Below are 12,457 nucleotides of genomic sequence, written 5' to 3'. Positions count from 1 at the left end.
CCTTGGTCAGCTCCAGGGGGCGGCGGCGAGCCAGCTGGTGTCCTGGGCCCATGACGACGGGGTGTCCCAGGCGTTGGCACCTCCGTCGCTCGCGAGGTAGCCGGCGAGGCGGTAGTGGCGGATGTACTCGGCCGGGTAGTTGGAGGACTGGAGGGAGTAGCCGGTGCCGCTGTTTCCCGGCTGGGCGCAGAAGGTGGCGTCGGCGGCGAACTGGCTGGTGCCGGGGTCGGGCTGGAGGTGGAGCTGGAAGGCGTAGTGCCTGAGGTAGTTGCCGGGTGTGTCGGCCGACTCGAAGGAGACGCAGTTGCTGTTCGCCAGGCCGGCCCGGACGATCCAGGTCGCGTTGCCCTTGTCAGCGGCGGAACTGCCGGAGGTCACCGGCGCGATCACCACCCTGTCGTCGCTCGTGTCGTGCCGCAGGTAGTCGCCGGTGCAGCAGGGGGTGGTGGCCTGAAGCGACACCTTCGCGCCGGGGGTGAAGGGGGTGGTGGTGCGGTACCCGGCCGCGGCGATGTTGGCCTGGACCGCGGCGTCGGTGGCGTCCGAGGGGTAGCCCTTGACCATGGCGCCCTCGTAGAAGGTGCCCGCGCTCGCGTTGCGGTTGGTCTGGCAGCAGTCGCCACCGCTGCCGAGGATGACGGCGCCCTGCTTGTGCATCGGGCTCCATCCGCTGGGCAGTGAGCCGCTGTAGAGCTGAGCCAGGCCCCCTGACTGGGCGTCGGCGCCCTTGAGCGCCATCCGGGTGGTGCCGTCGTTCTTGAGCATCGCGGTGACGAAGCGGCTGGTCTGCGGGACCTGGCCGGGGTTCCACGTCTTGCTGCCGCCGGAGAACAGGCCGTTCTCCAGGTCCGCCTGTACCCACGGTCCGGTTCCGGTGCAGCCGCCGAACCAGCACTCCGTGCCGAAGTTGATCGCGTCCATGGCACCGTTGCCGTCGGCCTTGTGGTCGGTCTCCGTGTTGCCGTAGTCGAAGCAGCATCCGTTGTTGACGTGGGTGCCGCTGGTGACCATGTACTCGCCCTCGGGTGAACTGCCGGTCGGCACGCCCCCCGTGGGGTTGTGGGCGAAGTAGCTGTTGCCGGGGTTGATGTAGAGCGCGTACGCCTTGCGGCCCCCGACGCTCAGCGCTTCCGTGTTCGCGACGGCCGCCCTGTCGGCGCCGCCGGTCCCGCCGGGCCCCTGGTACACCAGGGTGTTGCCGCCACCGGTCTGGTCGTAGACGCGGGTGACGATGCAGGTGGTGCCCGCGCAGAAGGAGTCCTGCGCCGCGGCGTCGGCAACGCCTCCGGCGGACAGCACGCCGACGTCCTGCAACGCACTGTCCGAGGCCCGCTGCACCTGGTACAGCGGGCCGTTGTAGGAGGCGAACAGGGCGCGGGTGGTGCTGTGCGCCGCGACGCACGGCGTTCCGCCCGCGGCGTAGACGTCGCACGGCCCCTGGGTGGCGGCCTGGGCGGTACCCGTGCCGGTGAGCAGGCCGGCGGCGAGCAGCGCGGCCGTTCCGACCGCCGCCAGCGCCCGGCGGGCGCGGCTCAGCCACGATCGTGTGGTCATGAACGAACTCCTCCGCGGGTGGGGGAAGGAAGAAGGCGTCCAACTTTGTTAGCGCTAACAATTAATGCCCGGCAGAGGCTGCGCACATAGCACCAAGGGCACCGTCACCATGCTGCGCCGGCCATCACTATGGCCAGCTGCCGAGGCACCGTCAAGAGACCGGACTGTTAGCGCTCACTGTGAACACGGGACGCGATGTCGTACGGCCGGGGTAGTTTCGACGCCGACGCCGAACGAACCGGGGACCGACCGCATGACCGACCAGATCACCACGACCGCCACGGCGACCGCCGGGACCGCTTCCGCGACTGCCACCGCTACGCGACTGCACCGACTGACCGAGGCCTCCGGCGGCCTGGTGGCCCTGGACCCGGGCATCGACGACGCCCGGATGGACGGCTGGCCCGTCCCGGTACCCGAGGAGGTTCGGGTACTGCTGCGCTCGATCGGCGGGGTGCGCGTGACCGTCAGCCGCTCCGCCGTGAACGGCCACGAGTCCCATGAACACGTCGACCTCGACCACTGTTACAACCGCGGCCGGTACGGCAGCGCCGATGTGAGCTGGTACCAGGAACACGCCGGCGGGGTGGGCACCCACTGGTTCGTCCACACGGACCACGGGGACGGCCACACCTACGTGGACGTCGACCCGCGGACCGGGGTGTGGGGCCCGGTGTTCCGGTTCTGGGACGCCACCGACACCGACCGCGTGGCTCCGTCCCTGACCGCATGGCTCGACCACCTGGCCGACTGCCTGGAGCAGGCCCTCGCCGCGGGCACCGAAGCGCCCGGCACCGCGGCCGAGGTCGGAGTCTTCGGCCGGCGGTTCGGGGAGCTGTGGCCTGACGGCGACCGGCACACGACGAGCGTCGAGGACATCACCGCGGCCCGGCTCCGCACGAGCGAGGACGACGTGCTGCGCGCGGCCGCACAGGACCTGCCCGACGACGCCAGGGTGGCCGACCTGCGCTCCGTCACCGGCCGCGCCTCCGTCGACTTCTGGGCAGTCGGCGCGACCTGCCGCTACGCCCGCCGGGCCGGCGGGGCGGTGCTGGCGGCCGTCCCCTGGGACGGCGAGTAGCCCGGCACGCCCCGGGGCACGAAGCGGCCGGTCACCCGCTACAGCCGACGCCTCCAACGCGTCTTCTACACCTCCGCGTTGATCAGCATCCGCTGCTGTGAGGAGTCCCGCCGCTTCTACGACCGCAAGCGAGCCGAGGGCAAACGGCACAGCCAGGCTGTCATGGCCCTCGCCCGACGACGGGTCAAGGTCCTGTGGCTTTCCTGCGTGACGGACGGTGCTATGAAGCCGTACCGCCCGTCACGCAGGCTGCTTCACCTCTCTATGAGGAATCGCTGAACCGTTCGCCCCTCTCCGCCTTCGCGACCAGCAGCGCGGGTGGCGTGAACCGCTCGCCGTAGGCGGTGGCGAGCGCGCGCGCCCGCGCCACGAAGCCCGGCAGGCTGCCCTCGTAGCCGTTGATGTACTGCAGGACGCCACCCGTCCACGCGGGGAAGCCGATCCCCATGATCGAGCCGATGTTGGCGTCCGCGACGGAGGTGAGCACCCCCTCCTCCAGCAGGCGCACGGTTTCGAGGGCTTCGGAGAAGAGCATCCGCTCCTGCATGTCCGCGAACGGGGTGGTGCGGGACGGGCCGTCCTCCCCCGGCCTGCCGAAGTGCTCGCGCAGGCCCGGCCACAGACGGGCCCGCCGGCCGTCCTTGCCGTACTCGTAGAAGCCCGCTCCGGCGTTGCGGCCCGTCCGCCCGAACTCGTCGATCATCCGGTCGATCACCGCGTCGGCGGGGTGGCCCGGCCAGCGCCCGCCCGCCTCCGCCGCGGCCTGCTCGGTCTCGTGGCGGATCCGGCGCAGGAGGGTGAGGGTCAGCTCGTCCACCAGGGAGAGCACCTTGGCCGGGTAGCCCGCCTGGGCGGCGGCCTGCTCGACGGAGGCGGGCTCGATGCCCTCGCCGACCATCGCGACGCCCTCCTGGATGAAGTTCGCGAAGACGCGCGAGGTGAAGAAGCCGCGCGAGTCGTTGACCACGATCGGCGTCTTCCTGATCTGCCGCACGAGGTCGAAGGCCCGCGCGACGGCCTCGTCCCCGGTCCGCTCGCCCCTGACGATCTCGACCAGCGGCATCTTGTCGACGGGCGAGAAGAAGTGCAGGCCGATGAAGTCCCCGGGCCGGGGGACGCCCTCGGCGAGTCCGGTGATCGGCAGGGTCGAGGTGTTGGAGCAGAGCACGGCGTCCGGGGACAGCAGGTCGTGGACCTCCTGGAAGACCTTGTGCTTGAGGGCCGAGTCCTCGAAGACGGCCTCGATCACCGCGTCGCAGCCCGCGACGGCCTGCGGATCGGCGGCCGGCGTGATGCGGGCGAGCAGCGTGTCGGCCTCCTCCCGGGTCGTGCGCCCCTGGGAGACGGCCTTGGCGCAGAGCTTCTCGGAGTACGCCTTGCCCCTGACCGCGACCTCGACCGAGACGTCCTTCAGGACGACCTCGATGCCGGCCCGCGCGCAGGCGTAGGCGATGCCCGCCCCCATCATTCCGGCGCCGAGGACGGCGACCTTGCGGACACTGCGCGGCTCGATGCCCTGGGGGCGGTTCGCCCCCGCGTTCACGGCCTGGAGGTCGAAGAAGAACGCCTGGATCATGTTCGTGGAGATCGGGCCGCAGGCCAGCTCCGTGAAGTAGCGGGCCTCGATGACCTGCGCGGTGGCGAAGTCCACCTGGGAGCCCTCGACCGCGGCGGCCAGGATGTTGCGGGGGGCCGGGTACGGGGCGCCCGCCGTCTGCTTGCGCAGATTGGCCGGGAACGCCGGGAGGACGGCGGCGAACTCCGGGTCGGCGGGCGTACCGCCCGGGATCCGGTGGCCCGGTGCGTCCCAGGGCTGCTGCGACTCGGGGTGCGCGTCGACGAAGGCCCGGGCCCGGGCGAGCAACTCCTCGCGGGTGGACACGACTTCGTCGACCAGGCCGTTCTCCAGCGCCCGCCGCGGGCTGTACCGGGTGCCCTTGAGCAGCAGCTTCAGGAGCGCGTCGGCGATGCCGAGGAGACGCACCGCACGGGTCACCCCACCGCCGCCGGGCAGCAGACCGAGGGTCACCTCGGGCAGTCCGATCCTGGCCCCGGGCGCATCCAGGGCGATCCGGTGGTGGCAGGCGAGGGCGATCTCGTAACCGCCGCCCAGCGCCGCTCCGTTGACGGCGGCGACCACCGGGACGCCGAGGGTCTCGATGCGGCGCAGATCGGTCTTGATCGCCATCGTCGCCTCGAAGAGGCGCTGGGCGTCCTCGGGCCGGGCCCTGATCAGTTCGCGCAGGTCGCCACCGGCGAAGAAGGTCTCCTTGGCGGAGGTGAGGATCACGCCGCGGACCGATTCGCGCTCGGCCACCAGGCGGTCGGTGACGGCGGACAGCGAGGCCTGGAACGCCGCGTTCATCGTGTTGGCGGTCTGCCCGGGGTCGTCGAGGACGAGGGTGACGAGGCCGGTCTCGTCCTGCTCCCAGCGGATGGTCGACATGATGGTCTGCTCCGTGTCTGCGGCGGGGGCGGAAGGAGGAGGGAGGGCGGAAGGAGGAGGGGAGGAGCAGGGAACGGCGGGCGGGAACGGGCAGCTAGCCGATCGCCAGCCCCGTCACGGCGCGCCCGATGACGAGCCGCTGGATCTCCGAGGTGCCCTCGAAGATGGTGAAGATCTTCGAGTCCCGGTGGAAGCGTTCCACCGGGTGGTCGCGGGTGTAGCCCGCGCCGCCGAGGATCTGGATGGCCTGCTCCGTCACCCATACCGCGGTCTCCCCCGCGACCAGCTTCGACATCGAACCCTCGGCGTTCTCGAAGGCCTTGCCGTTCCGGGCCATCCAGGCGGCCCGCCAGGTGAGGAGCCGTGCCGAGTCGATCCGGGTCGCCATGTCCGCCAGCAGGAAGGCGATGGCCTGGTTCGCGCCGATCCTCCGGCCGAACTGCTCGCGCTCGCAGGCGTGGTCACGGGCGTACTCGTACGCCGCCCGCGCGATGCCCACGGCCATGGACGCCACCGTGGGGCGCGAGGACTCGAAGGTCTTGAACGCGACCTGGCTGCCGGAGGGCCTGCCCTCCCGGGCCGCGGCCAGCCGGGCGTCCAGCCGTTCCTTGCCGCCCAGCAGGCAGGATCCCGGCACCCGTACGTCGTCCAGGAACACCTCGGCGGTGTGCGACGCCCGTATCCCGTGCTTGCGGAACTTGCGTCCCTGCGACAGGCCCGGTGTGCCCGGAGGCACCACGAAGGTCGCCTGCCCGCGGCTGCCCAGCGCGGCGTCCACCGAGGCGACGACGACGTGCACCGCGGCGATCCCGCCGTTGGTGATCCAGGTCTTGCCGCCGTTGATGACCCACTCGTCCTTCGCCCCGTCGTAGCGGGCCGTGGTGCGGATCGCCCCGACATCGCTGCCCGCGCCGGGTTCCGAGGCGCAGAACGCGCCGAGCCGCACGTCGTCGACCGTGCCGAACATCGGCGGGATCCACTCGGCCTGCTGCTCGGGGGTGCCGTTGGCCAGGACGGCCACGGCGGCCAGGCCGGTGCCCGCGAAGGCCGTGGAGATCCCGGCATCGCCCCAGAAGAGCTCCTCGAACACCACCGGCAGGGCTAGGCCGGTCGGCTCCAGTGACTGGGTGAAGAAGAAGTCCAGCGAGTACAGGCCGATCTTCGCGGCCTCCTGGATGACGGGCCAGGCGACCTCCTCCCGTTCGTCCCATTCCGCTGCCGCGGGTCTGAGCACGTTCCGGGCGAATCCACGGGCCCAGGTCCGCATCTCGACCAGGTCCGTGTCCAGTTCCATGTCCATGGGCTCTCCACATGAGCGTCGATCGGCGGGGATCGTCGGGCGGACGGGACTCAGTTCGCCCCGGAGTGCCGGATCACCAGCCGGTTGGGACCGCGGACGTTCACGTGCTCGCGGTAGGCGACGTCGATCAGGCGGGGGTCCTTCACCCGCTCGGCGAACGAGCGCAGCAGGAGGGCCGCTTCGAGTCGGGCCAGCGGTGCGCCGAGGCAGAAGTGGATGCCGGCCGAGAAGGCCAGGTGGGGCACCCTCTCCCGGACGGTACGGGTGATGTCGAAGTCGTCGGGGTTCTCGAAGTGCGCCGGGTCCCGGTTGGCCGCGGCGAGCAGGATGAGCACGACGGCCCTGGCGGGCAGGTCGTACCCGGCGATGCGGGACGGCTCGCTCACCGTGCGGGCCGTGATCTGGACCGGGGGGTCCCAGCGGAGCGTCTCCTCGACCGCCCCCTCGACGAGGGAGGGGTCGTCCCGGAGCGCCTGGAACTGGTCCGGGTGGCGCAGCAGTGCCAGCAGCGCGTTCGAGGTCAGGGAGGCGGTGGTCTCGTGTCCGGCCACCAGCAGCAGACCGCAGGTGGACATCACCTCGAACTCGTTGAGGGTGTCGCCGCGTTCCTCGATCTGCACCAGCCGGGTGAGGAGGTCGTCCCGGGGGTCGGCGCGCCGCTCGGCTATCTTCTGCGCGAAGTAGACGGCGAACTCGTCCCTGGCGTCCCTGATCGACCGGAGCTGGCCGTCGTCGGCCTGGCGGAAGGTGATGACCGGGTCCAGGACCATGGTGAAGGCCTTCGACCAGCGTTCCACCTTCGGCATGTCCTCGGGCGGGACGCCGAGCATGCCGCTGATGATCGTGAGCGGGAGGGTGTAGGCGATGTCGGCGGCGAAGTCGAACTCCGGTTCGGCGAGCGCCTCGGTCAGCAGGTCGTCGATCACCGCCTGGACGGCGGGGGCGAGGGCCGCCACGCTCTTCGGGGTGAAGGCCTTCGAGACCAGGCCGCGCAGCCGCGTGTGGTCCGGCGGGTTCATGGAGAGGAAGGTGGGGGGCCGCAGCCGGTCGCGCCCGGTGGTCTCGCCCGCGACCAGTGAGCGGTCCGTGCCGAGCCGCGGGTCCCGCAGCAGCCGCGCGCAGGTCTCGTAGTCGCCCACCACCACGCCGTCCCTGGCCTGCATGGGGATCGGCTGCTTCCGCAGTTGGGCGTAGAGCGGGTAGGGGTCGTGTCTGCTGCCGGCGTCGAGCAGTTCCATCAGCAGCGGGTGTTCATGGGTCGTCACGTGGTCTCTCCTTCGGGTCGTTGCCGCACCGGACCGAACATGGCGCGCCGATCGCGCAGGACGCGCCGATCCCGCAGGACGCGCCGCTCCCGCGGGGCGCGCCGATCGCGCCGGGTCACGCCGTCTCGCCCGCCGGCTCGCCCACCACCGGCGCTCCGGCCCTGGCTCCGCCGGAGCGCACCGCGGGCATGACCAGCCCCAACAGTGCGACCAGCACGGCGATGACCCCGGCGGTCAGGAGCGCGTGGTCGAAGTCGGAGATCCGGACCAGCCGGTCGCCGGGCAGGATCAGCGCGACCAGGGCGACGCCGAACGCGGTGCCCAACTGCCGTGCGGCGGTGTTCGTTCCGATCGCGCCCGCCAGCCGCTCGGGTGTGCTGGAGAGCAGGACGCTGCAGGCCGTCCCGGTCACCACGGCGCCCATCCCGATGCCGACGAGCACCCCGCACGGCAGCCAGAAGCCCAGGAAGTCGGGCTCCGCCGCCAGCACCAGCCAGGTCCAGACGCTCGCCGCCGCCATGGCCAGCGATCCGAGGGCGATGGCGGCCTTCGGCATCCGCGGCGAGGGGATCCGGCCGACCAGCAGCGCGGTGAGTCCGGCGGCCAGGGCGCAGGGCGTCATGGCGAAGCCCGTCCTCAGCACGGAGTACTGCCACGCCTGGTTGAGGATCAGCACGCCGGTCAGCAGCCACATGCACATGACGATGCCGTACAGCGTGGAGGCCCCGACGGAGAAGGAGAAGGTGCTGTTCCGCCACAGGGTGGTGTCGAGGGCGGGAACGGGATGGCCCACCGAGCGCCGGATCGCCGCCGCCACGGTGACGCCGCCGCCGATGACCAGGGCGACCGTCTTGGCGTCGCCCCATCCCCAGTACTGGGCGTTGCTCAGGGCGAGGACGACCGCTCCGAGGCCGATGCCCAGCAGGACGGCGCCGATCCAGTCCGGCATCCGGGCGCGCACGCCGGCGGACTCGGGCGGCTCGGACCGCCGGAGCCTGACCGCCAGGAGCAGGAGCACCCCTCCCAGCGGGAGGTTGATGTAGAAGATCGCCCGCCAGTCGAGGGAACTGACCAGGGCTCCTCCGACACTGGGCCCGACGGCCGCCGCCAGGGCGGTGGCGGCGCTCCAGATGCCGATCGACCTGGTCCACCGCTCCACCGGGATCCCGTGGAGCAGCAGCACGAGCGAGGCCGGGATCATGACCGCGGAGCCGATGCCCTGCAGGCAGCGGCTGACCAGCAGGACGGGCAGGTCGGGGGCGGCCCCGCAGAGCGCGGAGGCCACCACGAAGATCCCCACTCCGGCCAGGTACAGGCGCCACCGCCCCACGACGTCGGCGAGCCGCCCGGCCGGCGCGAGCAGCGCCGCCAGGGGTACCGCGTAGATCGTGATGACCCACATGACGTCGGTCAGCGACTCCGACGGGAAGCCGGAGCGCAGTTCGGGGATCGCGAGGTTCACGACGGTCGCGTCGAGCATCGCCAGGAACGTCGCCCCGGCCGCGAGGATCGTGACGGCGCCGCGTCCCGGGCCGGGTCCCGTGCCCGCTGCTGGTCCCGACCCTGGTAAGGCTGACGGCTCTGCGGTCATGGTCCGTGCTCCCTTCGGGGGTCAGCCGCTGAACGGCACGACGTAGATGAGGTGGCGGGCCTGGAGGGCGAGGCGGTCCTTGCTGTCCCAGATCTCCACGTCCTGCTCCAGGAAGCCCCCGGCGTAGTTGCTGGTGCGCTGGGAGAGGCGGAGCCAGCCCGGGGCGGGCTTCGCCCGGACGTGCACGGACATGTGCACGGTCAGGGGGAGCCCGGCGGCGCCCAGGTCGAAGGTGACCGGCGGGAGCACGTCGGAGGCGAGGAGCAGGGCGAGCGGGTCGGGTTCCCGGCCGTCGCGGAACCGCATCCAGCCGCGCGCGGCGCCCTCGCCGGACGGCCCCTCCTCGTTCGACCAGCCCGTCGTGCGGGGGTCGAGCCTCAGGTCGAGGTGCTGGTGCAGTTGGGACCGGGAGAGGATCTCGTTGGAGGCCGTCTCGGTGCTGACGCACTCCTCGCGCGGGGGCAGGTCCGGGGCGGTGGCCGAGGTGAACACCTCGTCGTTGAGCGTGTCCAGGTCGCGGTACGTCCCGGTGATGCGGACCCGCTCGGCCTGCACCCCCTTCTGGTCGGTCTGGACGATGGACGCCGTGCCGGTGGAGAGTTGCCGCCCCTGACGCACCACGTCGGTCCGGATCTCGACGGGCCCGGGGGCCGAGCGGCTGAGGAAGTGGGCGCTCAGCGCGAACGGGTCCACCCGGGCCGGGCCCTGCGCGAGCCGCTCGCCGAGCGCGCGGGCCGCGACGGCGAGCAGGAAGCCGCCGTTGACGTGGCCGTGGTTCAGCCAGTCGGTGCTGAAGTCCGCCCGGTACCGGTCGTCCGTGCCTTCGGCCGGCCGGACGGCCGTGGCCTTGTCGAAGTCTGTCTCAGTGGTCACAGGCGGTACTCCTCGCAGTGGGTGGGTGGCCGGGGCGGTTCTCCGGGGCGTTCACCCCGGAGGTCGGTCGTTCACCCGGGGATCATCGGAAGGTGATGCGGAAAAGGTTCGCGTAGCGCTTCTCGAAGGACTGGGCGGTGACCTCCAGGTAGCGCTCGTACTTCAGGACCGTGTCGGTGCCGGCGACGGCCTCGGCGGCGTCCCGGTTGTCCTTCAGGCGCTCCAGCCAGGTCCTGATCGTGCGCCCGTAGTGGTCGCCGTCGAAGCGCACCGCGATCGGGTCGAAGATCAGCTCGCTGGCCTCCAGGATCTCGGAGAGCCGGGGCGGTTCCGTCTCGGGGAAGATGTCGTCCGACACGAAGGCGATGTCGCGGATGTACCGGCGGTCGAGCTTGACGGTGTTGCCCTTGCCGACCGTCTGGAGTCCGAGACGGCCTCCCGGGCGCAGCCAGGAGCGGCAGCTCTCGAAGAAGGCCCGGTACCCGGCCACGCGTTCGGCGCGCGACAGTCCGCGCCGGGCGAAGTGTTCGAACGCGCCGATCGAGATGACGGCGTCGTACTGGTCGGTGGGCCGGTGGTCCTTCCAGTTCTCCAGGCGGACGTCGCAGCCGGGCAGCCCGAGGGAGCGGGCGGCCTGCGCCTGCTCCTCGCTGAGGGTCAGGCCGACGGCGGCGCCGACGCCGTGCACCTCGGTCAGCCGCCGCAGGAGTGCGCCCCAGCCGCAGCCGATGTCGAGGACCCGCGCGCTTCCGGCCGCACCGGTCTGCTCGACGAAGTAGTCCAGCTTGCGCAGTTGGGCGCTCTCCAGGGTGTCGCCGTCCTGCCAGAGTGCGCAGGAGTAGACGCGGTTCTCGTCCAGCCAGAGCCGGTAGAAGTCGTTGGACACGTCGTAGTGGTGCTGGATGGCGTCGGGAGAGGCGCCGGTGTAGTGCGCGTTCGTGCCCGCTGTTCCCATTCCTTCTCAACCCTTCCTCGGAACACGTCGGTACAGGTCGGTGCATTCGGTCGGGGGCGCGATCGGGCGGGTCACCAGCGGACGAGCACGGCGCCGAAGCTCAGTCCGCTGCCGAGGCCGACGAGGCACACCAGGTCGCCGCCGCGCAGCCGTCCGGACGCCGCCGCGGCGGCCAACTGCTGCGGTATGGCGGCCGCGTTGGCGCAGCCGTACTCGTCGACCATGATCAGGACCTTCTCGTCCGGGATGCCCAGAGTGTGGCAGAACTCGCGGGTGTACGGGACGGATATCTGGCTGATGCAGACGAGGTCGAGGTCGTCCACGCTCAGGCCGTTGTCGGCCAGGAGTTCGGGGATCGGACCGAAGTCCGTCTCCGCCAGGGCCCGGAGCGCCTTCATCGGCTTGACCCTGAGCCGGCCGATCTCCAGCCTGCCGTCGGCGTTGGTGGTCATCGGGGTGACGGAGGCGCGCCAGGCCCGGGAGTTGGCGCCCATCCGGTGGGCGATGACGCCGGGTTCCGCGCTCGCCTCGATCAGCAGCGCGGCGCCGACGTCCGACATCGTGAGGGCGGCGCAACTGTCCACGTAGTCCTGGAGGTTCGCCACGGCGGTGCCGAGCAGCCGGGTCGGGGCCTCGCCGCAGGCGACCAGGATCCGCCGGTAGCTGCCCGCCCGGATGAGCGCGTCCCCGACCTCGATGGCGTTCAGGACCGAGTTGCAGGCGTTCTTCAGGTCGAACACGGGGCAGGTCGCGCCCAGCCGGTCGGCGACGATGTGGGCCGTGGCCGGTTCGAGGACGTCCCCGCTCGCGGCGGCGAAGACGATCAGGTCGAGGTCGCCGGCCCCGTGTCCGGTCCGCTCGAACAGCCGGCACGCGGCCGCCACCGCGAGGTCGGACGCCTCCCAGCCGGCCGGGGCGACGTAGCGGTGGCGCACCCCGGTGAACCGTTCGATCAGGCCGCGCGGCAGGTCGAGGCCGGGGTTGCCGGCGGCCAGTTCCTCCTCGACGTCGGCGACGGACATCCGCCGCTCGGGCAGGTGGACCGCCACGGCCGCGATCCGGGAGCCGAGCGTCATGACCGGTCGCTGCTGAGGGCTTCCGCCACGAGCGCGGCGACCTGGGCGACGCTGCGCACGGCCGGGGCCTCGTCCTCGTCGAAGGCGATGTCGAAGTGGTCCTCGACCGCCAGCAGGCCCTGGAGGAGCTTGAGCGAGTCGACCCCGGGGAGGTTGAGGAGCTGGGTCTCGGCCGTCACCTCGGACAGCGGGATCTTGAGGTGGTCCGCGATCAGGCCGCGGACCTCTTCGAGCACGCGCGGGTACTCGGTGCCGCCGCCGTCGACCGCTTCAGCCGTGTGCTGGGTCACCTGGGGGTCTCCTTCGTTCGGTTCGG

At 71.6% G+C, this 12,457-nt stretch carries 10 protein-coding genes and 1 pseudogene; 2 read left to right on the top strand and 9 right to left on the bottom strand.

All coding sequences use genetic code 11. The features are described 5' to 3' along the window. Positions 1-6 precede the first annotated feature (6 nt). Positions 7-1,554 carry an alpha-L-arabinofuranosidase B gene (locus ACIRVF_RS27930; RefSeq protein ID WP_402823412.1) on the bottom strand — a complete coding sequence of 516 codons (1,548 nt, stop codon included), beginning with the start codon at positions 1,552-1,554 and terminating at the stop codon, positions 7-9. A 253-nt stretch (positions 1,555-1,807) separates the two neighbouring features. Here ACIRVF_RS27930 and ACIRVF_RS27925 point away from each other — a divergent pair, with 253 nt between their 5' ends. Both ACIRVF_RS27925 and ACIRVF_RS27920 read left to right on the top strand, forming a co-directional pair. Beyond that, positions 1,808-2,635, top strand: coding sequence for a hypothetical protein (locus tag ACIRVF_RS27925; RefSeq protein WP_402823409.1), 828 nt, complete (start codon positions 1,808-1,810; stop codon positions 2,633-2,635). Between the two features lie 105 nt (positions 2,636-2,740). Then, positions 2,741-2,862: pseudogene (locus tag ACIRVF_RS27920) on the top strand (IS110 family transposase); the annotation flags it as partial. A 35-nt stretch (positions 2,863-2,897) separates the two neighbouring features. Here the strand turns inward: ACIRVF_RS27920 and ACIRVF_RS27915 are convergent. From ACIRVF_RS27915 to ACIRVF_RS27880, 8 genes are all read right to left on the bottom strand, one after another. Then, positions 2,898-5,081: a 3-hydroxyacyl-CoA dehydrogenase NAD-binding domain-containing protein gene (locus ACIRVF_RS27915; protein ID WP_402823406.1), complete on the bottom strand. Its 2,184-nt coding sequence runs from the start codon at positions 5,079-5,081 to the stop codon at positions 2,898-2,900. A 94-nt stretch (positions 5,082-5,175) separates the two neighbouring features. Further along, positions 5,176-6,381, bottom strand: a complete 1,206-nt coding sequence (locus tag ACIRVF_RS27910) for an acyl-CoA dehydrogenase family protein (protein WP_402823403.1) — start codon at positions 6,379-6,381, stop codon at positions 5,176-5,178. 50 nt (positions 6,382-6,431) lie between these two features. Continuing rightward, positions 6,432-7,646, bottom strand: coding sequence for a cytochrome P450 (locus tag ACIRVF_RS27905; RefSeq protein ID WP_402823400.1), 1,215 nt, complete (start codon positions 7,644-7,646; stop codon positions 6,432-6,434). Between the two features lie 115 nt (positions 7,647-7,761). Continuing rightward, positions 7,762-9,237, bottom strand: a complete 1,476-nt coding sequence (locus tag ACIRVF_RS27900) for an MFS transporter (protein ID WP_402823397.1) — start codon at positions 9,235-9,237, stop codon at positions 7,762-7,764. A gap of 21 nt (positions 9,238-9,258) precedes the next feature. Further along, positions 9,259-10,110: a thioesterase family protein gene (locus ACIRVF_RS27895; protein WP_402823394.1), complete on the bottom strand. Its 852-nt coding sequence runs from the start codon at positions 10,108-10,110 to the stop codon at positions 9,259-9,261. A gap of 82 nt (positions 10,111-10,192) precedes the next feature. After that, positions 10,193-11,065, bottom strand: coding sequence for a class I SAM-dependent methyltransferase (locus tag ACIRVF_RS27890; protein WP_402823391.1), 873 nt, complete (start codon positions 11,063-11,065; stop codon positions 10,193-10,195). 71 nt (positions 11,066-11,136) lie between these two features. After that, positions 11,137-12,141, bottom strand: coding sequence for a 3-oxoacyl-ACP synthase III family protein (locus ACIRVF_RS27885; protein WP_402823389.1), 1,005 nt, complete (start codon positions 12,139-12,141; stop codon positions 11,137-11,139). Continuing rightward, positions 12,138-12,431, bottom strand: coding sequence for an acyl carrier protein (locus ACIRVF_RS27880; protein ID WP_402823386.1), 294 nt, complete (start codon positions 12,429-12,431; stop codon positions 12,138-12,140). Before ACIRVF_RS27880 ends, ACIRVF_RS27885 begins: the two co-directional genes overlap by 4 nt. Between the last annotated feature and the right edge of the window lie 26 nt (positions 12,432-12,457).

Origin of the sequence: Kitasatospora sp. NPDC101157, assembly GCF_044768255.1 — a bacterium.
Lineage (GTDB): Bacteria > Actinomycetota > Actinomycetes > Streptomycetales > Streptomycetaceae > Kitasatospora.
Note: the sequence above shows the minus strand (reverse complement) of the source record. Positions and strands in the feature narration are given on the sequence as shown.

Bases quoted from the DNA above. Each gene is read 5' to 3' on its own strand.
- ACIRVF_RS27910 (WP_402823403.1), bottom strand. From the start codon at position 6,381: ATGGACATGGAACTGGACACGGACCTGGTCGAGATGCGGACCTGGGCC.
- ACIRVF_RS27925 (WP_402823409.1), top strand. From the start codon at position 1,808: ATGACCGACCAGATCACCACGACCGCCACGGCGACCGCCGGGACCGCT.
- ACIRVF_RS27885 (WP_402823389.1), bottom strand. From the start codon at position 12,141: ATGACGCTCGGCTCCCGGATCGCGGCCGTGGCGGTCCACCTGCCCGAG.
- ACIRVF_RS27890 (WP_402823391.1), bottom strand. From the start codon at position 11,065: ATGGGAACAGCGGGCACGAACGCGCACTACACCGGCGCCTCTCCCGAC.
- ACIRVF_RS27900 (WP_402823397.1), bottom strand. From the start codon at position 9,237: ATGACCGCAGAGCCGTCAGCCTTACCAGGGTCGGGACCAGCAGCGGGC.
- ACIRVF_RS27930 (WP_402823412.1), bottom strand. From the start codon at position 1,554: ATGACCACACGATCGTGGCTGAGCCGCGCCCGCCGGGCGCTGGCGGCG.
- ACIRVF_RS27915 (WP_402823406.1), bottom strand. From the start codon at position 5,081: ATGTCGACCATCCGCTGGGAGCAGGACGAGACCGGCCTCGTCACCCTC.